A 20,966-nucleotide genomic window follows, 5' to 3' on the forward strand; every position below is an offset into this window, starting at 1 on the left:
CGCGGGAGGCTCGGCATGGGCTGCCGCGTGCGCAGCAGCGGCGCACCGCGCCGCGCTGGCGGCAGCCTCCAATGGGTGTGCGGGCCCGCGGCCTTACTCGGTCACAGCCTGTTCCAGCCCGCGCTGAAGGCTGCTGATGCTGGGGTTGTCCACAAAGACGCAGCGCTTGCCGTTGCGCTTGCAGTAGTCCTTCACGCGCCAGTAGGCGCTGTGGCTGATGCAGCCGGTCTGGCAGATCACCAGGTCGGCCGCCGCCAGGCTGGCTTCCAGGCGGTTGGCGTTGTCTTCCAGGCCGCCATCGTGGTGGGCGAACTGGGCTCCCACCTTCTCGATCAGCTCACGGTAGGTGGCCACGTTGCCGCTGCGTCCGCCCACGCACAGCACCGCCTGGTCGGTCAGGCGCACCGGCATGCGTACCACATGTTCCACCACCGGCGGCGCCGGTTCGGCCTGCGCCGGGGCCTCGGCGGCGGCGCGCGCCGCGTCTGCCTTCAGCTCATTGATCTGGTTGCGCAGGGCGCGTTCGCGCTCCTCCATGCGGGCCAGGCGCTCGGCCAGGCGGGTGCGCGTTTCCAGTCCCGGGATGGACTCGCGCAGCTGGTCCAGCTCGATGCGAAGGGAGTCGATCATTGAATCCTTGCCCACCAGCTGGGCGCGCAGCTGCATCAGCTGGACCGCGTGGCGCTCGGTGTCGGCGGTCTTTTCCACCTGCAGGGCGGCGGCGCGGGCCTGGGCCCGGGCCAGTTCGCGCGCCAGGCGGGTATTCTCTGCCAGGGTGGCGTTGAACTTGTTCAGGTCCGCGCGCACGCAGGCGCCGGCCTGGTGCTGCACCATGTGGAGGTCGCGGCACATCTGCTCTTCCAGCTCGGGCCCACAGCGCGGATGGGTCAGGCCGGCCCAGAAGGCGCCGGCCACGTCGCCGGCCGCCACGGCGGCACGCCACAGTTCGCCCACCTCGGCCGTGGTCCTGGCGGCGCGGAAGCGCTGCACCACAGGCGCGTAGCGGCGTTCCAGTTCCTTCTGCAGCGCTTCCGACAAGCGGTTACGGGCGCCGCATTCGGTCACGGCGCCCACGTGCACTTCATAGTCGTCGGCCAGCACGGCGCCGCCGCCCCGGTTCTGGGCCACGGCCTTGTCCACCAGCTTGCGCAGCACGCCTAGTGGAAATCCGACGCCGACCAGCGGGCAGTGGCAGGCATGGCTTAGTTCCCACAGGCGCCGGCGGCGCGAGGTATGCGTCCCGGCCTTGGCGTCGGCCTGTTCCGGCACGTTGTGGACCTTGTTGACGACGGGTTTGATTGGCTGCGAGCCGGGCGTCTTGAGGGCTGGCTGCGGGCGCTGGGCGGCCGCCATGGCCGCCACGGCGGCGCCATGGGCCAGCGCGGCTAGCGGATCGTGTTTTTCGCACATGGGGGAAACTCCGGTTTGCTTCAGAGCGGCGCGGGCGCGGTACGGGCGCGCGCCATGATACGGGTGAGGAAATTGGCCTTGTCGGGGCAGGGCAGCCGGCGTTCGACCAGGCTGGCCCATTGCTCGGACAGTTGCTGGCAGGTGGCGCGCAATACCGGCGCCAGTTCGGGCAACTCGGCCAGCGCCTTCAGGTGGCGCTCGATCACCGAGGCCAGCTTGACGCAGCCGCCGCTGTCGTCGCTGGTGCTGTAGTGCGACATCAGGTGCAGCACGGCCGACACCATCAGTTCAGGATTGGGACCGCCCGTTTGCGGGGCGAGGAATATGGGATTGCTGCGGTCTATGGCCATCAAACGCTCCTTGGGACGATGGGGTTTGGCTGGCTGGCCGCAAGGGGAGGAGCGGTTGGCTGGCGCGGCGGCCCGCAGGGGCCGCCCGGCTCAGGCGGTGAGGATGAGCTTGTTCAGTTGGGTGACGCGCAGGCGGTAGATCTTTCCGCTGTGCTCGATTTCGAGCTCGCGCCTGCCCTCCATCAGCGCGGCGCTGTTGATACGCTGTACCGGGGCAGCCGGCACTGCGGCGGAGACCGGAACGCGGGCGGGGAGGGCGGGTGCGGCAGTGGCGTAGGTAGGCATCGGTGGCTCCTTAAATAAGAATGATTCGCATTTCCATTATTCTGCAAGCTGGCAGGAATTGCAAGCGCTATTTGAAGCGTGTGCGATGCGTGCGCCGTGCGCCGGACATAAAAAAAAGCCCGGCGCACGGCCGGGCGTAAAGGGTGGTACACGGAACTTATAGGGTCGCCAGCAGCTGGGCGGCGGCGCTTTCGCCGCCCTTGCCCTTGGCGCCTGGCTGCTTGCCGCGCGTGCGCGAGGGCGGCAGGCGGCGCAGGGTCTTGAGCGCCTCGGCATCCTTGATGCCTATGGTGCGCTGGTCCACACTGATCAGGCCGATTTCGTTAAAGGCCGACAAGGTGCGGCTGACGGTTTCCAGGGTCAGGCCCAGGTAGCTGCCGATTTCGTGGCGCGTCATGCGCAGGTTGAACAGCTTGCTGGAATAGCCCATCTGGGCGAAGCGTTCGGCCAGGGAGATCAGGAAACGCGCCACGCGGGCTTCGGCGCTCAGTGCGCCCAGCATGCCTATCATGGCCTGCTCCCGCACCAGCTCCCGGCTCATCACGCCGTACATCATGTTTTCCATTTCCAGGTGGGTGCGCCCGAGGGCGGCCAGCTTCTTGAATGGCAGCAGTATCAGGTCGCAGTCCGAGAGCGCCACCGCTTCCGACGAGTAATGCCGGGTGTGGATGCCGTCCACGCCCAGCATGTCGCCCTTCATGGGAAAGCTCAGCACCTGCTCGTTGCCGTATTCGTCGATGAGCACGGTCTTGAGGAAGCCGGAGTTGACCACGTAGAGCGTGTCGAACGGCTGGCCTATGGTGTGGATGCGCTGCCCGGTCTTGAACTGCACGTGCTGGAACAACAGTTCCTCACCGCCGATGGAGATCGCCGGGATGTGCAGCAGGTCGCACACTTCCTTCAGGTTGGACCAGAGCCGTCCTTGCCGCTGGCGTCCGGCTTCCATCGAGGAGGACTGCACCGAAGTGCCGGGCCGGAGTTCGGTCAGTTGGTTGGACAGCATATAGGGCTCCTGTGGGTCTGGCATATCGGTAGGAAGAAGCGGACGGTACAGCGTCGGCGTGGCCTGGATTGATGTTGCTCCATGACAGTTATTCGCCATGCATGGTTTCAGTATGCCAACTAGGGGGGGAGATAGATATCAGCAATGGCTGAATATGCCCTAGGAGCCAGCTTGCTCGTGTAGGATTCTTCCTAGGGGTGGGGCCGGAATCAGTTCTTGAAAGGGGACAGCAGGCGGTGCGCCACGGCATACTGGACCATTTCGGACAGCGATCCCATGCCCATCTTCTGCATGATGCGGGTCTTGTGGGTGCTGACGGTCTTGACGCTCAGGTGCAGGCTGTTGGCGATTTCCGTGATGGACTTGCCTGCCACCAGCAGCGAAAACACTTCGAACTCGCGGTCCGACAGCTGCTTGTGCAGCAGGCTCTCGTTGGGCATCATGATGTTCAGGGCCAGCTGCTCCGCCACCTCGGTGCTGATGTAGGGCCGGCCCGAGGCCACCTTGCGGATCGCGCCCACCAGCTGGGTGCCGGCGCTTTCCTTGGTCAGGTAGCCCTGGGCCCCGGCGCGGATGGCGCGCACGGCGTACTGCTCCTCCTCGTGCATGGTGAGGATGAGGATGGCCAGCTTGGGCGCCTCGCTCCTGACCTGGCGGATCAGGTCGACCCCGCTGCGGCCGGGCATGGACAGGTCCAGCAGCAGCAGGTCGAAACCGCCGTTGCGCACGTGGCTCAGCACCTCGAAGCCGTCGATGGCCTCGCCCACGATGTCGATGTCGGGCGCGCCGTCGAGGATGCGCTTGAGGCCTTCGCGCATGATGGTGTGATCGTCGGCGATGACTATGCGTATCATGGGGGGCTGGGCTCCTGGATCAGGCGGTGCACCAGCACCGGGATGCGGGCGTGCTGCAGCACCTTGCTGGTGACGCTGCCCAGCAACAGCTGGCCCCAGCCGCTGCGTCCGTGGGAACCCATGAAAATCAGGTCGCAGCCGTGCTCCGCGGCCACCTTGACGATCTCGGCCGCGGTGCTGTCGGCGAAAGTGGTCAGGGCCTCGCACGGCACGCCGCGGCGGGCGCAGGATTCGATGATGTCCTGTGTATGCTCCTGGCCGGCGCGGCGCATGGCGGCCGTGTATTCCTTCTCGCTGGGATAGCTGGGCGGGATGATTTCCACGTAAATCGGGTACTGGTAGCCTGGCGCGACAAACAGGGCCAGCACCTCGGCGCCCATCTGCTGGGCAAAGGCGACCCCGGCGCAGGCGGTCTTGCTGGAGACGGCCGAGCCGTCGGTGGTGATCAGGATCTTGCGGTACATGACGGTCTCCTCGCGGACGTGGCCTCGCTCCATTGTAGTCCGGATTTGCATTATTGCTGGTATGGAAACACTTGATATTTATCAATCGCACTGCGAATTTCCCTGTCCGGCGATGTCCAGTCCGTACTTTGGACGGCGTTTTTTTGCACCAAAGCACTACTTTTGTGGCGGACGCCGCACTTTGGCAGGGGAAGCGATGTTAGTATCTGCAAATACAACAGTATCGCGTGGCGCCGGCCCTCTGGCAGGGGCGGTGTGCACCTTTCCCGTCGCGGAGATTGAACAACCGGGCGAGGCCCTGCTACACTCGCGTAAGCGGAATATATTGCCGGAAGTCATCACCCCGGGGTGGTGGGCACCGGTGCAGGGCAGCAATTTTACAAACATGGAGAAGCACGGATTATGACCAACGCCGCTGATGATTTCGACGCATTATTTGAGGAAGTGTCTGCGCAGAGCAAGACGGCCGCGCCCGCTCCAGCGCCTGCACCGGCGCCCGCCGCCGCGGAGGATGACCTGGAAAGCCTGTTCGAGCAGGTGGCCGCCAGCGCCGCCGCACCGGCTCCCGCGCCCGCGCCGGTAGCGGCGCCCGCGCCCGCGCCGGCTATCACCGAGGAAAGCGGCGGCGAAGGCGAAGGCGAAGGCAAGGCCATGTTCGAACGCCTGGGCGGTATCGTGCGCCTGTTGCACGACTCGCTGCGCGAACTGGGCTACGACAAGGCTTTGACCGAGGCTTCCTCGCAAATCGTCGACGCCCAGGACCGGCTGGAATACGTGGCTTCGCTGACCGAGCAGGCCGCCAACAAGGTGCTCAACACCCTGGACGACGGCATGCCGGCCCAGGACGTGCTGTCCAAGCAGTCCAAGGACATGGAAAACCGCTGGGCCGACCTGTTCGCGGGCAAGCTCAGCCTGGAGGAATTCAAGAAGCTGGCGGGCGATTCGCAAGCCTTCGCCATTGCCGTGTCCGAAGCCACCGAGGCTGAAAAGGCGCGCCTGCTGGAAATCATGATGGCGCAGGACTTCCAGGACATCACCGGCCAGCTGATCAAGAAGGTGGTGGCCATCACCAAGACCGTGGAATCGGAACTGGCCCAGCTGCTGCGCGACAATGCGCCCTCGGCCGTGCGCGAGAAGCTGGCGCAGAAAGAAGCGCCCCTGATGCAGGGCCCGTCCGTGCCCACGGCGGCCCTGAGCCAGGATAGCGTCGATGACCTTCTTGCCGATCTGGGGTTCTAATGGACGATATGCTGAAGGACTTCGTCGTCGAGGCGATGGATCTGGCGGTCAATGTCGAGGAGCACCTGTTGCGCCTCGAACGCGACCCCGACAACAAGGAAACCCTGAACGCGGTGTTCCGCTCCTTCCACACCATCAAGGGCGGGGCCGGCTTCATGGGCTTGCCCGCGCTGGTGGCCGCCTGCCACCTGACGGAAAACCTGTTTGACGCCCTGCGCAACGGCACTGCCCCGGTGACGCCGCTGGCGATCGACGCCGCGCTGCAGGCGTCCAGCTTCGTGGCCGACCAGCTCAACGAGCTGAACAACGGCGCCGAGCCGGACAGCCTGCCGGCCATGCCGGGCGACCTGGAAGCCATCCTGACCGACGCTATCGAGGGCAAGCAGGGCGCCGCCAAGCCGGCCGCTGCGCCTGCGCCCGCCGCCGCTCCGACGCCGGCGCCCGTGGCCGCCGCGCCTGCCGTGGCTCCGGCCCCCGCCGCCACCGCGGCCGGCGGCCTGGATTGGGAAGGCATGTACGAAGCCGTGATGCCGGCCGGCAGCTATACCCGTCCCGCCATCGCCGCCGTGCCCAGCCCGGCGCCGGCCGCTGCAGCGCCGGCCCCCGCCACCCTGGCCGACGTGGCCGCAGCCGCCGCAGCCGCGCCCGCTCCGGCCCCGGCCCGCCGCGAGAGCGCCGAAAAACGCGAGGAAGCCCGCCCGCACACTCCGCCCGCCAAGGAAGAGAGCATCCGTATCGACGCCGTCAAGCTGGACGCCCTGCTGGAAGTGGCCGGCGAGTCGGTGCAGGCCGCCAACCAGGCCGCCGTGCTGCTGGAACGCCTGATGCAGTTCAAGTTCGAGGGCCAGGCCCAGACCCTGATGGCGACCCTGTCGGAAACCCTGGAGCGCGCCTCGCGCTACTCGACCGAACTGCAGCGCGCCACCCTGGCCACCCGCATGCAGCCGGTCGGCCGCTTGTTCCAGAAATTCCCGCGCCTGGTGCGCGAGCTGGCCAAGGACCTGGGCAAGGAAGTCGAACTGAACATCGAAGGCGCGGAGACCGAGGTCGACCGCGTGGTGGTCGATTCGCTGTACGACCCGCTGGTGCACATGCTGCGCAATTCGCTGGACCATGGCGTGGAAACGCCGGAAGAGCGCGCCAAGGCCGGCAAGCCCATCAAGTCCTTCATCCAGCTCAAGGCCTGGCAGGAAGCCAACAGCGTCATGATCGTGCTGCAGGATGACGGCAAGGGCATGGACCCGGTGCGCCTGCGCCAGAAGGCGCAGGAAAAGGGGCTGATCTCGGAATCGGCGCAGTTATCCACCGACGAGTGCCTGCAGCTGGTATTCTTACCGGGTTTTTCGACCAAGGAAGTGGCGTCCAGCGTGTCCGGGCGCGGGGTCGGCATGGACGTGGTGAAGACCGCCGTGGAGAAAAACCGCGGCGCCATCCAGATCGAATCCGAACTGGGCAAGGGCACCAAGTTCTCCATCCGCCTGCCGATCGAGCTGTCCATCGTGCCGACCATGCTGGTGTCGACCTCGGGCGCGGCCCTGGCCCTGCCCATGGCCGTGGTGCAGCGCGTGGTCGAGCTGCCGGAAGTGTTCATGGAAGTGGGCGGCGCCCCGGTCCTCAAGGACCAGGGCCGTCCGCTGCCGGTACGCTCGCTGGCGGGCGCGCTGGGCTACGAGGCTTGCCGCGAGAAGGTGGGTATTGTTGTGGGCGCACCACAGCCCTACATCCTGGCGGTGGAAGCCGTGGACGGCACCGCCGACCTGGTGATCAAGCCCATGACCGCCATCGCGGTCGAGGGCATTACCGGCACGGCCCGCTCTGCAGAGGGCGAGCTGGTGCTGGTGGTCGGCCTATCGTTCCTCATGGACGGCAGCAGGAGCAGTGTACGCATGGCGGCCTAGCGCAAGCAAAGCCCGGCAAGAACACCAAGGCCTGCGCAACCCGCAGGCTTTTTTTATTGTTGTATTGTTTTATATTGTTTTACCAATTTCGGGTCATACACGTGGCGGCAAGGCGCGGAACCGCATCGGCTCATGAGGCGGGAGGGGGTGTCTGCTATTGCATTGCACAATATGGCATAATAAAAGTGGATCACTCACACAGGCTGTAGCAGTACTGCACATATCATGATCAAGACGCTTTACGACAAACTCTGGGAATCCCATGTGGTGAAGGCCGAGGATGACGGCACCACCATCCTCTACATCGACCGCCACCTGGTGCACGAAGTCACCAGCCCGCAAGCCTTCGACGGCCTGCGCGCGGCCAATCGCCAGCCGTGGCGCCTGTCGGCCAACCTGGCCGTGGCCGACCACAACGTGCCCACCACCGACCGTACCCAAGGCATCGCCGACCCGGTCTCGCGGCTGCAGGTCGAAACCCTGGACAAGAACGCCAAGTCCTATGGCCTGACCTATTTCAACATGAACGACAAGCGCCAGGGCATCGTGCACGTGATCGGTCCCGAGCAGGGCGCCACCCTGCCCGGCATGACGGTGGTGTGCGGCGACTCGCACACCTCCACCCACGGCGCCTTCGGCGCGCTGGCGCACGGCATCGGCACCTCGGAAGTCGAGCACGTGCTGGCCACCCAGACCCTGCTGCAGAAAAAATCCAAGGCCATGCTGGTCCAGGTCGATGGCGCGCTGCCGGCCGGCGTGACCGCCAAGGACATCGTGCTGGCCGTGATCGGCAAGATAGGCACGGCCGGCGGCACCGGCTACTGTATCGAATTCGGCGGCTCCACCATCCGCGCCCTGTCCATGGAAGGCCGCATGACGGTCTGTAACATGGCCATCGAGGCGGGCGCCCGCGCCGGTATCATCGGCGTGGACGACATCACCATCGAGTATGTCAAGGGCCGCCCCTATTCCCCGGTCGGTCCGCAATGGGAGCAGGCGGTGGCCTACTGGCGCACCCTGCATTCCGACCCGGGCGCGAAATTCGACCTGGTGGTGACCCTGGACGCGGCCCAGATCAAGCCGCAGGTGACCTGGGGCACCTCGCCCGAGATGGTCACGTCCATCGACGGCCGCGTCCCCGATCCCGACCAGGAACGCGACAGCGTCAAGCGCGACGCCATGGAAAAGGCCCTGGTCTACATGAACCTCAAGCCCAACACGGCCATCGAGGACATCCGCATCGACAAGGTGTTCATCGGCTCCTGCACCAACTCGCGCATCGAGGACTTGCGCGCCGCCGCCGCCGTGGTGCGCGGCAGGCAGCGCGCCTCCAATGTCAAGCTGGCGATGGTGGTGCCGGGCTCCGGCCTGGTCAAGGAGCAGGCCGAGCGCGAAGGCCTGGACCGCATCTTCAAGGACGCCGGCTTCGAGTGGCGCGAACCGGGCTGCTCCATGTGCCTGGCCATGAACGCCGACCGCCTGGAACCGGGCGAGCGCTGCGCCTCGACCTCGAACCGCAACTTCGAGGGCCGCCAGGGCCAGGGCGGACGCACCCACCTGGTGTCGCCCGCGATGGCGGCGGCGGCCGGTATCGCCGGCCATTTCGTGGACGTGCGCGCGCTGCGCTGAGCTGAACCGATTATGAGAGCGGCCGAGGCGCCGCCCGTTTTTTGACCCCTGAAACCAGAGACCATCATGAAAAAGATCATCGCCCTGACCCTCATCGCTACCTTCGCTGTCATTGCCACCGGCTGCAACACCATCGCCGGCGTGGGCAAGGACATGCAAAAAGCGGGGCAGGCGGTGCAGGGCGCCTCAGGCCATTGATACGAATACGATGGCCGCGGCCCGGCGCCGCCGCCATCCCTCAGATAGAGCATCATGGAAAAATTTACCGTTTATGAAGGCCTGGTGGCGCCGCTGGACCGCGCCAATGTCGATACCGACGCCATCATCCCCAAGCAGTTCCTGAAGTCCATCCACCGCACCGGCTTCGGCCCCAACCTGTTCGACGAGTGGCGCTACCTGGACCACGGCGAACCGGGCATGGACAACAGCAAGCGTCCCCTGAACCCCGATTTCGTGCTCAACGAGCCGCGCTACCGGGGCGCCTCCATCCTGCTGACCCGCAAGAACTTCGGCTGCGGCTCCTCGCGCGAGCACGCCCCGTGGGCCCTGGACCAGTACGGCTTCCGCGCCATCATCGCGTCCTCGTTTGCCGACATTTTCTTCAACAACTGCTTCAAGAGCGGCTTGTTGCCCATCATATTGCCTGAATCGCAGATCGACCATCTGTTCAATGAAGTCAAGGCCTTCCCCGGCTACCGCCTGGTGGTGGACCTTGAACAGCAGCGCATATCCACCGCCAACGGCAGCGTCTCCTACCCCTTCGAGATCGACGCCTTCCGCAAATACTGCCTGATGAACGGGCTGGACGATATCGGCCTGACCCTGCGCCACGCCGACGCTATCCGCGACTTCGAACAGCGCCATCTGGCGAACCAACCATGGTTGGCTAACGTCATCTAATCTCGACATCATGAAAATTGCTATCCTCCCGGGCGACGGTATCGGCCCGGAAATCGTCAGCCAGGCCGTCAAGGTCCTGAATGTGCTGGGCGAATCGTTCGAGCTGGAAACCGCCCCCGTCGGCGGCGCCGGCTACAAGGCCCACGGCCACCCGCTGCCGGAAGGCACGCTGGCGCTGGCCAAGGCCGCCGACGCGGTGCTGTTCGGCGCCGTCGGCGACTACGCCTACGACAACCTGGAGCGCGCGCTGCGCCCTGAGCAGGCCATCCTGGGCCTGCGCAAGCAGCTGGGCCTGTTCGGCAACCTGCGTCCCGCCATCCTGTACCCGGAACTGGCTGGCGCCTCGACCCTGAAGCCGGAAGTGGTGTCCGGCCTGGACATCCTGATCGTGCGCGAACTGACCGGCGACATCTACTTCGGCCAGCCGCGCGGCGTGCGCGAGTGTCCGGACGGCCCCTTCAAGGGCCAGCGCGAAGGCTTCGACACCATGCGCTACGCCGAAGGCGAAATCCGCCGCATCGCCCACGTCGCTTTCCAGGCCGCGCGGAAGCGCGATAAACGCCTGACCAGCGTGGACAAGGCCAATGTGCTGGAAACCTTCCAGTTCTGGAAAGACATCGTCACCGACGTGCACAAGGAATATCCGGACGTGGCGCTGGACCACATGTACGTGGACAACGCCGCCATGCAGCTGGTGCGCGCACCCAAGAAATTCGACGTCATTGTGACCGGCAACATGTTCGGCGACATCCTGTCCGACGCGGCCGCCATGCTGACCGGCTCGATCGGCATGCTGCCCTCGGCCTCGCTGGACGCCAACAACAAGGGCCTGTACGAGCCCTCGCACGGCTCCGCGCCCGACATCGCCGGCAAGGGCATCGCCAATCCGCTGGCCACCATTTTGTCGGCCGCCATGATGCTGCGCTTCACCTTCGACAAGGCCGAGCAGGCCGACCGCATCGAGACCGCCGTCAAGAAAGTGCTGGCCCAGGGCCTGCGCACGGCCGACATCTACGAGGAAGGCACCACCAAGGTGGGCACCGAGCAGATGGGCGACGCGGTGGTCGCGGCGCTGGCGAACTGAGGCTTCCGCACGTCATTCCCGCACACGCGGGAATCCATGCCGAGGGCGCCTGGCCGCCGGCTCGGCATGGGCTCCCGCCTGCGCGGGAGCGACGCCAGTGGGTAATGATGTAAACGCTATATAAAATATTCAAGGGATTAACATGAAACTCGTAGGTCTGGTAGGTTGGCGCGGCATGGTCGGCTCGGTGCTGATGCAGCGCATGCGCGAAGAAGGCGATTTCGACCACATCGAACCGGTGTTTTTCACCACCTCCAATCCTGGCGGCGCGGCGCCGTCCATGGCCAAGAATGAAACCACGCTGAAAAGCGCGACCGACATCGAAGCACTGAAAAAGTGCGAGATCATCATCTCGTGCCAGGGCGGCGACTATACCTCGGAGGTGTTCCCCAAGCTGCGCGCGGCCGGCTGGAACGGCTACTGGATCGACGCCGCTTCCACCCTGCGCATGGAAAAGGATGCCGTGATCGTGCTCGATCCGGTCAACCTGCACGTGATCAAGGATGCGCTGGGCAAGGGCGTGAAAAACTTCATCGGCGGTAACTGCACCGTGTCCTGCATGCTGATCGGCCTGGGCGGCCTGTTCAAGGAAGGCCTGGTCGAGTGGATGACTTCCATGACCTACCAGGCCGCATCGGGCGGCGGCGCCCAGCACATGCGCGAGCTGCTGACCCAGTTCGGCACCATCAACGGCGCCGTCAAGCCGCTGCTGGACGATCCGGCTTCCGCCATTCTGGAAATCGACCGCCAGGTGCTGGCCACCCAGCACGGCCTGTCGGCGGAAGAAACCAAGCAGTTCGGCGTGCCGCTGGCCGGCAACCTGATCCCCTGGATCGACAAGGACCTGGGCAACGGCCAGTCCAAGGAAGAGTGGAAGGGCGGCGCCGAGACCAACAAGATCCTGGGCCTGGGCGCGGACTTCGGCTCCAAGGCGATACCGGTCGATGGCCTGTGCGTGCGCATCGGCGCCATGCGCTGCCACTCGCAGGCGCTGACCATCAAGCTGACCCGCGACGTGCCGCTGGACGAGATCACCGACATCCTGGCTTCCGCCAACCAGTGGGCCAAGGTGGTGCCGAACACGCGCGAAGCGTCCATGAAGGACTTGTCGCCGGCCGCCGTTACCGGCAGCCTGACCATCCCGGTGGGCCGTCTGCGCAAGCTGTCCATGGGCAACGACTACCTGTCCGCCTTCACCGTGGGCGACCAGCTGCTGTGGGGCGCGGCCGAACCGCTGCGCCGCATGCTGCGCATCGTGCTGGACCAGTAAGGGCGGGCGTGTAAAGCCTGCCTGAAGTTGGCATGGAGGTGACATATCCTGCTCCAGAGCTTGCGTGCTCTGGAGCATGGTGTTATGTTGGTATATCCGGGAAAGTAACATTTTCCCATTGATAACTTAACGCCGCCTACTATGCCTGTAAAACATCGTCCCCGCATCGTCTCCACCGCGTTGAAATCACTGGCAGGCGCCGTCGCCGCCGCCGTGCTGATGGTTCCGGGGGCGCATGCGGCGGGGCTGGGCAAGCTGACCGTGCTGTCGGCGCTGGGCCAGCCGCTGCGGGCCGAGATCGAGCTGAGCGCGGTCACGCCCGAGGAAGCCAGCGGCCTGTCGGCCAAACTGGCGCCGGCCGAGGCCTTCCGCCTGGCCAATATCGATTTCAATCCCACCCTCAATTCGCTGCGCTTCGAGGTCGAACAGCGCGGCGGCCGCCAGTTCATCCGCATCAGTTCCAGCCAGCCCGTCAACGAGCCTTTCGTGGACATGCTGCTGGAGCTGAACTGGAATGGCGGGCGCATGGTGCGCGAATACACCTTCCTGCTCGATCCGGCCGAGACGCGCGCCACCCAGTCGGCCCAGGTGGCGCCGGTGGATGTGCTCAACCGCCAGGGCGCGCCGGCCGCCGGCCAGCCCGCCACCGCAGGCGCGCCTGCCGCAGCCGCCAAGCCCGCCAAGCCGGCCAGGCCGGCCGCCGCCGAGGCGCCCAAATCCGGCGCCGGCCAGTACGAGGTCAAGCGCGGCGACAACCTCAGCCGCATCGCCAGCCAGCTCAAGCCGGTCGACGTGTCGCTGGACATGATGCTGGTGGCCCTGTACCGCGCCAATCCGGACGCCTTCATGGGCAAGAACATGAACCGTTTGAAGTCGGGCCAGATCCTGGCCGTGCCGGACGCCGACGCCATTCGCGCCAGCGCCGGCGGTGAAGGGGAGGCGCACGGCGTGGTGGTGGCGCACGCCACGGACTTCGCCGCCTACCGCTCGCGCCTGGCCGGCCAGGTCGCCACCAGCGCGCCGGCCAGGGAGCCGCAAGCGGTGCAGAGCAAGGGCGGCAAGATCACGGCCAAGGTCGAGGAGCGTCCGACCGCCGCCAATGAGAGCAAGGACCAGCTCAAGCTGTCCAAGGCCGGCGCCGACAAGGCCGCCGGCGGCAAGACCGGCACCGCCGAGGAAGACAAGATCGCCCGGGAAAAGCAGATGTCCGAGGCGTCGGACCGCGTCAAGGAGCTGGAGAAAAACGTCAGCGACCTGGAAAAGCTGATGGCGGTCAAGAGCAAGAGCGGCAGCGAGGCGGCCAAGCCGGCCGCGTCGGCCCCGGTGGTCGAACTGGACAACACGCCCCCGGCCGCCAAGCAGCCACCCGTGGCGGTGCCCAAACAGGAATTACAGCCCAGCTGGACCGATAAGCTGCGCGACAACATCAAGCCCATCGCCATCGGCGCCGCCGCCGTGCTGGCAGGCCTGCTGGCGCTGGCCGCCTCGCGCCGGCGCAAGCAGAACCTGGTGCTGCCGCCCGACGAACCCAGCATCCTGGGCGCGCCGCCCGCCGCACCGCAGCCCTTGGCCGCTGAGGCCGATAGCGCCGGCGTGGATGCCGGCAACAGCGTGTTCAATGCCGATTTCGCCCCCGCAGCCAGCCAGCTGGACGCCAACGAGGTCGATCCGGTGGCCGAGGCCGATGTCTATATCGCTTATGGCCGCGACGCCCAGGCCGAGGAAATACTCAAGGAAGCCCTGCGCGCCCACCCTGAGCGCCATGCGGTGCGCCTGAAACTGCTGGAAATCTATGCAGCCCGCAACGATGCGCGCGCCTTCGAGGCCCAGGCCTCGGAAATGTACGCCCAGACCAAGGGCCATGGCGAGGAGTGGGCGCAGGCGCTGGCCCTGGGGCTGGCCCTGGATCCCACCAATCCGCTGTACTCGCTGGGCGTGGCCGACGCCGCCGCGCCTTCCGTCGAGGGGGCGGCCGACACGCCGGCCGCACCGGACATGGCTGCCGAGCCCTTCGATCCATCGATGTTCACCCCGCCAGCGCAGGACAGTCTCGCAGGCCAGTCCTATGGCGAGCCGGCGCCGGCCGCCGGTATGGACTTCGATAGCGGAGACCTGGACCGTACCGCGCTGCCGCAGGAGCCCACGCCGGCCTCGGTGGCGGCCAGCGACCCCGAACAATTCCTGGACTTCGACCTCGATGGCCTGAGCTTCGACGCGCCGGCCCCCGGCGCCGTATCCACCGCGCCACCGTCGGCGGCGGCAGCGCCGGCCCCGGCCGACGACTTCGGCATCGATGTCGGCATCGACCTGCCGCCCCCCCCGGCGCCGGTGGAAGCGCCCGAATTCGACCTGTCCGGTATCGACCTCGACTTGGGCGCCCCGCCCGAAACACCGGCTGCCGCCCCGCGCGAGGAAGTGCTGTCGGCCCACCACATGGAAATGGACACCAAGCTGGACCTGGCCGTGGCCTACCAGGAAATCGGCGACAAGGAAGGCGCACGCGAGCTGTTGGACGAAGTGCTGCGCGGCGGCAGCGATGAGCAGGTGGCCAAGGCCAACGCCATGAAAGCGCAGCTGGGCTGAGGCAGCGCCGCGGTAGTGGCGCCAGTGTCGATATATAATGCCCCGGTTAACTTTACGAGCGGGCAGCAATTGAAACGGATAGCAATCGGGGTCCAGTACGACGGGACCGCGTGGAACGGGTACCAGACCCAGCCCCACGGCCAGACCGTGCAGGACCAGCTGGAGCAGGCGCTGGAGCGCTTTGGCCGCACGCCGTTTTCCACCACCTGCGCCGGCCGCACCGACGCCGGCGTGCATGGCATCGAGCAGGTGGTGCACTTCGATACCGAACTCGACCGCGACCCGTATTCCTGGGTGCGCGGCGTCAACGCCTTCCTGCCGCCCAGCATAGGCGTGCGCTGGTCCAGGGAAGTGACGGTGGCCCCCGGCGAGGAAGAATTCCACGCCCGCTTTTCGGCCCGGGCCCGCACCTACCATTATGTGATGTACAACAATCCGACCCGCTCGCCGCTGCTGGAAGGGCGGGCCGGCTTCTGTTTCCGGACGCTGGACGTGGAACTGATGCGCGCCGCCGTGCCGCCGCTGCTGGGCTGGCACGATTTCACCTCCTTCCGCGCGGCCCAGTGCCAGGCCAAGTCTCCTGTCAAGTTGATGCATTCCATCGATATCGCGCGGCGCGGCGACATCATCGTGTTCACCATCAAGGCCTCGGCCTTTTTGCACCACATGGTGCGCAACCTGGTCGGCTCGCTGGTGTTCGTCGGCACCGGCGCCCGCCCGCCCGAATGGCTGGGCCAGTTGCTGGAGGCGCGCGACCGCCACGAGGCGGCGCCCACCTTCATGCCGGACGGCCTGTACCTGGCCAAGATAGATTACGACGATAAATGGCAGCTGCCGCTGGAAGCCGGCGCGCCGCTGCCCTGGTTCTGACTGCAGAGGAAGAGCGCCATGCCCCGCACCCGCATCAAGATTTGCGGCCTGACCCGCCCGGAAGACGTACAGGCCGCCGTGACCGCCGGCGCCGACGCCATCGGCTTCGTGTTCTATGACAAAAGCCCGCGTTACGTGACGCCGCAGCAAGCCGCCGCCCTGATCGCGGCCGTGCCGCCCTATGTCAGCAGCGTCGGGCTGTTCGTCAACGCCACGCCGGACCAGGTGGCGGCCGTGCTGCGGGTGGCGCCGTTGTCGCAGATACAGCTGCACGGCGACGAGACGGTGGCCGGGTCGGCTGCCATCGCCGCCGCCTGTGGACGACAGTTCACGCGCGTGTTCCGCGTCAAACCTGACACCACTCCGGCCGAGCTGCTAGAATATGAAGCCATATGCCGCGCAGCCAGCCCATTGTTCTCCAGCCTGTTGCTGGACACCTATGTGGATGCCTACGGCGGCGCAGGAAAGGTATTTGATTGGTCTCTCATCCCAAAAGAGCTCGCGCCTCGGGTCGTTTTAAGTGGTGGATTGAGCGTAAGCTCCGCGACTGACGCGGTGCTGCGCGTACGCCCCTACGCGGTCGACATCAGCAGTGGTGTCGAAGCGTCCAAGGGGATCAAGGACGCCCGCAAGATAGCCGGTTTCATTGCCGCCGTGCGGGCCGCCGATGCCATCATCGAGAGAGAACACCACCATGAAAACCCTGTCTGACCGCGGCCTGGCCGCACCCCTGTTCCACGCCACCGACTACCAGCTGCCCAATGCCCAGGGCCATTTCGGCCCCTACGGCGGCTCCTTCGTGGCCGAAACCCTGACCTACGCCCTGGCCGAGCTGAACGAAGCCTATGCCCGCTACAGCCAGGACCCGGCCTTCCTGGAAGAATTCCGCTACGAGCTCAAGCACTTTGTCGGCCGTCCCTCGCCCATCTACCACGCCAAGCGCTGGTCGCAGAAGGCGGGCGGCGCGCAAATCTACTTCAAGCGCGAAGACCTGAACCACACCGGCGCCCACAAGATCAACAACGTGATCGGCCAGGCCCTGCTGGCCAAGCGCATGGGCAAGCCGCGCATCATTGCCGAAACCGGCGCCGGCCAGCACGGCGTGGCCACCGCCACCATCTGCGCCCGTTTCGGCCTGGAGTGCGTGGTGTACATGGGCAGCGAGGACGTCAAGCGCCAGGCCCAGAACGTGTACCGCATGAAGCTGCTGGGCGCCACCGTGGTGCCGGTCGAGTCCGGTTCCAGGACGCTCAAGGATGCCTTGAACGAGGCCATGCGCGACTGGGTGACGAATATCGAGAACACCTTCTACATCATCGGCACCGTGGCCGGCCCGCACCCTTACCCGATGATGGTGCGCGACTTCCAGTCCGTGATTGGCGAGGAATGCCTGGTGCAGATGCCGGAACTGGCCGGGCGCCAGCCGGACTATGTGCTGGCCTGCGTGGGCGGCGGTTCCAACGCCATGGGCATTTTCTATCCGTATATCGACCAGAAGGATACCCAGCTGATTGGCGTCGAGCCGGCCGGGGAGGGCATCACCAGCGGCAAGCACGCGGCCTCGCTGACGGCCGGCGTGCCGGGCGTGTTGCACGGCAACCGCACCTATCTGCTGCAGGATGGCAATGGTCAGATCATCGAGACCCATTCGGTCTCGGCCGGCCTGGATTACCCGGGCGTGGGCCCGGAACACGCCTGGCTCAAGGACAGCGGCCGGGCCCAGTACGTGACCATCACGGACGAAGAAGCGCTGCAGGCCTTCCACGATTGCTGCCATATCGAGGGCATCATCCCGGCGCTGGAATCGTCGCACGCCTTGGCCTACGCGGCCAAGCTGGCGGCCACCCTGCCGCAGGACAAGATCGTGCTGGCCAACCTGTCGGGCCGGGGCGACAAGGACATGCACACCGTGGCGGAGAGGATGGGGCTGAAGTTCGGCTGATCCATCCCTCTCCATTCATTCGCTAAGGAAAAACACCATGTCCCGTATTGCCCCGACTTTCGCGGCCCTCAAGGCCGCCAATAAAACCGCGCTGGTCACCTTCATCACGGCCGGCGACCCGGCCCCCGAATTGACCGTGCCGCTCATGCACGCCCTGGTGGCGGGCGGCGCCGACATCCTGGAGCTCGGCGTGCCGTTCTCCGATCCCATGGCCGAAGGCCCGGTCATCCAGCGCGCCTGCGAACGCGCGCTGGCCTTTGGCGTCAGCATGAAAGACGTGTTCGCCTATGTGGCCGAGTTCCGCAAGACCAACCAGAACACGCCTGTGGTGCTGATGGGCTACGCCAACCCCATCGAACGCATGGGCCAGCAGGAATTCATTGCCGCCGCCAAGTCGGCCGGCGCCGATGGCGCCATCGTGGTCGATTACCCGCCCGAGGAGTGTGAGGAGTTCGCCGCCTCCATGCGCGCGGCCGAGCTGGACCTGATCTTCCTGCTGGCGCCGACCTCGACCGAGCAGCGCATCGCGCAGGTGGCCAAGGTGGGCGGCGGCTTCAGCTATTACGTGTCGCTGAAGGGCGTGACCGGCGCCGGCCACATCGATACCGCCGAGGTCGCGCAGCGCCTGACGGCCATCCGCAAGCACGTGCAGCTGCCGGTGGGCGTGGGCTTCGGCATCCGCGACGGCGCCACCGCGCGCGCCGTGGCCGAGGTGGCGGACGCCGTCGTGATCGGCAGCCGCATCATCCAGGAGATAGAAAACGCGGGCAAGGAAGGCGCGGTGGCCGCCGTCCAGGACTTCGTGACCGGCATCCGCACCGCCCTCGACGCCTGATACCCTCCGGCGGCCAGTCCTTGGCCGCCATCACCCCCGCCACCCAGCTTGACACTCGCGGCAGCCGCTCCTTGGCCGCCATCAAATCGCCCCGCCCAGCTTGACGCATAGTGAATGTTGACTATGTTGAAAGAGGAGCGGCCATGCGCTTCGAATGGGATCCCGCCAAGGCGGCTGCCAATGTGCGCAAGCATGGTATCAGCTTTGAGGAAGCGGCCACGGTATTTGACGATTTCGGCTTGATGCTGGTCACCGATGGCCCACACTCCGATGACGAGGAGCGCTTCTGGGCCATAGGAATGAGCAGCGCAAGACGAATGCTGCTGGTCTGCCATTGTTACCGCGACGTCGACGTCGTTCGCATATTTTCAGCCCGGAAAGCCAAGCCACGCGAATACAAATTGTATCGGGGAGGTGTGTGATGAATGAAGAAGATCTGGACTTGTCGACGTGCGCGGCAGTTCCGCATCCGGTGGCGAAGATCATGGGAAGGCCTGTCCATATAGGCTTGGCTAACTCCGTGATCGACTATTTCGACAGGATAGGAGCGGAAGTTGGACTCCCAGCCGAACGCGTCATGGAACTCTACCTTCGCCACATGGCTTATACGGGCTACCGGCTGTCTATCGATATGGACGACATGAAAGCCGGAAGCATCTAATTTGTCTCACGGTTTACCCGCCATCAAATCCCCCCGGCCAGCTTGACGCTCGCGGCTACCGCTCTTTGGCCGCGATCAAAGCCGCCGGGTCAGCTTGACGCATAGTGAATGTTGACTATGTTGAAAGAGGAGCGGCCATGCGCTTCGAATGGGATCCCGCCAAGGCGGCTGCAAATGTGCGAACTCACGGCGTCAGCTTCGACGAGGCGTCAACCGTCCTGCTGTCCGATGATGCCGCGTTTATCTTCGATGGCGCCAATTCTGTGTTGGAAGACCGCTATCTGGCCACCGGCCTCAGCGACCGCCTCAGGTTGATAACGGTGTGTCATTGTTATGAGGGCTCGCGCGTGCGCATCATCTCGGCGTGGAAGGCCACGGCTCGCGAGACTAGACGTTTTCAGGAAAGGGGAGTGTGATGCTGACTCGGGAACAGGAACTGGCGCTCAAGAGGGGTGAGGTGCTGCGCAACCCGCATGCGAGCGAAGTCACGGCTGCTTATACCGTGCGCCTCGATGAGGCCACGGTGGCGTTTTTTAAGAATTATGCCGCGGAGCTGGATATTCCGTGGGAAAGCATGCTGAGCGCCTATCTACGATCGTGCGCGCACTTCGAGCTCAAAATCCCGCAGGAGCTTCCAACCCGCATAGTGGATTCCCTCTAAACGCCATTCCAGGCCGTGACGGGCGGGGAAGATTATTGTAAGGCAATGTTCGACAGGGCGGCGGGAAACGGCTACACTTCGGCCCACGAATGTGCTGCAAGGAGAAAATATGAGTTGGTTGGAAAAATTGCTGCCCCCCCGCATCCAGCGTTCCGACGCCGGCGCCCGCAAGACCATGCCGGAAGGCCTGTGGGTCAAATGCCCCTCGTGCGAGGCAGTGCTGTACCGTACCGACCTGGAATCGAACCTGCACGTCTGCCCCAAGTGCGACCACCACATGCGCATCCGCGCCCGCGAGCGCCTCGACAGCCTGCTGGACGCCGGCGGCCGCTATGACATTGGCCAGGACACCCTGCCGGTCGATACCCTGAAGTTCAAGGATTCCAAGAAATACCCCGACCGCCTGAAACAGGCCATGGAAGCCACCGGCGAAACCGACGCCCTGGTGGTCATGGGCGGCGCCATCATGAGCCTGCCCGTAGTGGTGGCCTGCTTCGAGTTCGAATTCATGGGCGGCTCCATGGGTTCCGTGGTCGGCGAGCGCTTCGTGCGCGGCGCCCAGGTGGCCCTGGAACAGAAAGTGCCCTTCATCTGCATCACCGCCACCGGCGGCGCCCGCATGCAGGAAGGCTTGCTGTCGCTGATGCAGATGGCGAAAACCACCTCCATGCTGACCAAGTTGTCGGAAAAGAAACTGCCCTTCATCAGCGTGCTGACCGATCCCACCATGGGCGGCGTGTCGGCCTCGTTTGCCTTCATGGGCGACGTCGTGATTGCTGAACCGAAAGCCCTGATCGGCTTTGCAGGCCCGCGCGTGATCGAGAACACCGTACGCGAGAAGCTGCCGGAAGGTTTCCAGCGCGCCGAATTCCTGGTGCAGAAGGGCGCCGTGGACATGATTGTCGACCGCCGCAAGATGCGCGAGGAAATCGCCCGCCTGCTGGCCTTGCTACAAAATCAACCAGCAGAGGTTATTGCTTAAAGCGGCACCCCGCCCCACGCAACGGCGCGCAATCGGATATCATCCG

The 20,966-nt window shown here is 65.4% G+C and carries 23 protein-coding genes; 17 read left to right on the plus strand and 6 right to left on the minus strand.

The annotated features are described in order from the left end of the window. Positions 1-93 precede the first annotated feature (93 nt). The 6 genes from ACLB1G_RS15285 to ACLB1G_RS15310 form a co-directional block, all read right to left on the minus strand. Positions 94-1,410, minus strand: coding sequence for a DUF2325 domain-containing protein (locus ACLB1G_RS15285; protein WP_491628079.1), 1,317 nt, complete (start codon positions 1,408-1,410; stop codon positions 94-96). A gap of 20 nt (positions 1,411-1,430) precedes the next feature. After that, entirely contained in the window at positions 1,431-1,760 is a 330-nt protein-coding gene (locus ACLB1G_RS15290; RefSeq protein WP_491628080.1) for a hypothetical protein, read from the minus strand. Positions 1,761-1,850: 90 nt separating this feature from the next. Further along, the gene (hemP, locus tag ACLB1G_RS15295) at positions 1,851-2,045 is read right to left on the minus strand and encodes a hemin uptake protein HemP (protein ID WP_491628081.1); all 195 of its coding nucleotides are present in this window, start codon (positions 2,043-2,045) and stop codon (positions 1,851-1,853) included. 157 nt (positions 2,046-2,202) lie between these two features. Next, positions 2,203-2,991 (minus strand): Crp/Fnr family transcriptional regulator, encoded by a 789-nt coding sequence (locus tag ACLB1G_RS15300; RefSeq protein WP_491628226.1) that lies wholly within the window; start codon positions 2,989-2,991, stop codon positions 2,203-2,205. A gap of 266 nt (positions 2,992-3,257) precedes the next feature. Next, positions 3,258-3,902 (minus strand): response regulator, encoded by a 645-nt coding sequence (locus tag ACLB1G_RS15305; protein ID WP_491628082.1) that lies wholly within the window; start codon positions 3,900-3,902, stop codon positions 3,258-3,260. Next, complete coding sequence (locus tag ACLB1G_RS15310; RefSeq protein ID WP_491628083.1) at positions 3,899-4,366, minus strand: universal stress protein; 468 nt, start codon at positions 4,364-4,366, stop codon at positions 3,899-3,901. The genes ACLB1G_RS15305 and ACLB1G_RS15310 overlap by 4 nt, the downstream gene beginning before the upstream one ends. A gap of 402 nt (positions 4,367-4,768) precedes the next feature. On the opposite strand from ACLB1G_RS15310, the gene ACLB1G_RS15315 reads away from it, so the two are divergent. The 17 genes from ACLB1G_RS15315 to accD all read left to right on the plus strand — a co-directional run bounded on the left by ACLB1G_RS15315 (position 4,769) and on the right by accD (position 20,920). Further along, positions 4,769-5,605, plus strand: a complete 837-nt coding sequence (locus ACLB1G_RS15315) for a protein phosphatase CheZ (protein WP_491628084.1) — start codon at positions 4,769-4,771, stop codon at positions 5,603-5,605. After that, a complete protein-coding gene (locus ACLB1G_RS15320) occupies positions 5,605-7,503 on the plus strand; it encodes a chemotaxis protein CheA (protein ID WP_491628085.1) in 1,899 nt (632 codons plus the stop codon). Before ACLB1G_RS15315 ends, ACLB1G_RS15320 begins: the two co-directional genes overlap by 1 nt. Before the next feature lie 225 nt (positions 7,504-7,728). Continuing rightward, on the plus strand, positions 7,729-9,132 hold the full coding sequence (gene leuC / locus ACLB1G_RS15325; protein WP_491628086.1) for a 3-isopropylmalate dehydratase large subunit: 1,404 nt from the start codon (positions 7,729-7,731) through the stop codon (positions 9,130-9,132). 66 nt (positions 9,133-9,198) lie between these two features. Beyond that, on the plus strand, positions 9,199-9,330 hold the full coding sequence (locus ACLB1G_RS15330; protein WP_491628087.1) for an entericidin A/B family lipoprotein: 132 nt from the start codon (positions 9,199-9,201) through the stop codon (positions 9,328-9,330). A 54-nt stretch (positions 9,331-9,384) separates the two neighbouring features. Then, positions 9,385-10,032 (plus strand): 3-isopropylmalate dehydratase small subunit, encoded by a 648-nt coding sequence (gene leuD, locus ACLB1G_RS15335; RefSeq protein WP_491628088.1) that lies wholly within the window; start codon positions 9,385-9,387, stop codon positions 10,030-10,032. A gap of 10 nt (positions 10,033-10,042) precedes the next feature. Next, complete coding sequence (gene leuB / locus ACLB1G_RS15340; RefSeq protein WP_491628089.1) at positions 10,043-11,116, plus strand: 3-isopropylmalate dehydrogenase; 1,074 nt, start codon at positions 10,043-10,045, stop codon at positions 11,114-11,116. Between the two features lie 142 nt (positions 11,117-11,258). Further along, the gene (asd, locus tag ACLB1G_RS15345) at positions 11,259-12,386 is read left to right on the plus strand and encodes an aspartate-semialdehyde dehydrogenase (protein ID WP_491628090.1); all 1,128 of its coding nucleotides are present in this window, start codon (positions 11,259-11,261) and stop codon (positions 12,384-12,386) included. A gap of 180 nt (positions 12,387-12,566) precedes the next feature. After that, positions 12,567-14,969 carry a motility hub landmark protein FimV gene (locus tag ACLB1G_RS15350; RefSeq protein ID WP_491628091.1) on the plus strand — a complete coding sequence of 801 codons (2,403 nt, stop codon included), beginning with the start codon at positions 12,567-12,569 and terminating at the stop codon, positions 14,967-14,969. Positions 14,970-15,038: 69 nt separating this feature from the next. Next, on the plus strand, positions 15,039-15,839 hold the full coding sequence (gene truA / locus ACLB1G_RS15355) for a tRNA pseudouridine(38-40) synthase TruA (RefSeq protein WP_491628092.1): 801 nt from the start codon (positions 15,039-15,041) through the stop codon (positions 15,837-15,839). 18 nt (positions 15,840-15,857) lie between these two features. Further along, a complete protein-coding gene (locus tag ACLB1G_RS15360) occupies positions 15,858-16,550 on the plus strand; it encodes a phosphoribosylanthranilate isomerase (protein ID WP_491628093.1) in 693 nt (230 codons plus the stop codon). Further along, on the plus strand, positions 16,534-17,781 hold the full coding sequence (trpB, locus tag ACLB1G_RS15365) for a tryptophan synthase subunit beta (protein ID WP_491628094.1): 1,248 nt from the start codon (positions 16,534-16,536) through the stop codon (positions 17,779-17,781). The genes ACLB1G_RS15360 and trpB overlap by 17 nt, the downstream gene beginning before the upstream one ends. A gap of 37 nt (positions 17,782-17,818) precedes the next feature. Continuing rightward, positions 17,819-18,616, plus strand: a complete 798-nt coding sequence (gene trpA, locus ACLB1G_RS15370; protein WP_491628095.1) for a tryptophan synthase subunit alpha — start codon at positions 17,819-17,821, stop codon at positions 18,614-18,616. 143 nt (positions 18,617-18,759) lie between these two features. Beyond that, positions 18,760-19,038, plus strand: coding sequence for a BrnT family toxin (locus ACLB1G_RS15375; protein ID WP_491628096.1), 279 nt, complete (start codon positions 18,760-18,762; stop codon positions 19,036-19,038). After that, positions 19,038-19,277, plus strand: a complete 240-nt coding sequence (locus ACLB1G_RS15380; protein WP_491628097.1) for a hypothetical protein — start codon at positions 19,038-19,040, stop codon at positions 19,275-19,277. Before ACLB1G_RS15375 ends, ACLB1G_RS15380 begins: the two co-directional genes overlap by 1 nt. 137 nt (positions 19,278-19,414) lie before the next feature. After that, on the plus strand, positions 19,415-19,693 hold the full coding sequence (locus tag ACLB1G_RS15385) for a BrnT family toxin (protein WP_491628098.1): 279 nt from the start codon (positions 19,415-19,417) through the stop codon (positions 19,691-19,693). After that, positions 19,693-19,938: a hypothetical protein gene (locus ACLB1G_RS15390; protein WP_491628099.1), complete on the plus strand. Its 246-nt coding sequence runs from the start codon at positions 19,693-19,695 to the stop codon at positions 19,936-19,938. The genes ACLB1G_RS15385 and ACLB1G_RS15390 overlap by 1 nt, the downstream gene beginning before the upstream one ends. A 109-nt stretch (positions 19,939-20,047) precedes the next feature. Further along, entirely contained in the window at positions 20,048-20,920 is an 873-nt protein-coding gene (gene accD, locus ACLB1G_RS15395) for an acetyl-CoA carboxylase, carboxyltransferase subunit beta (RefSeq protein ID WP_491628100.1), read from the plus strand. Positions 20,921-20,966: the final 46 nt, after the last annotated feature.

This window comes from Duganella kummerowiae (assembly GCF_053572355.1).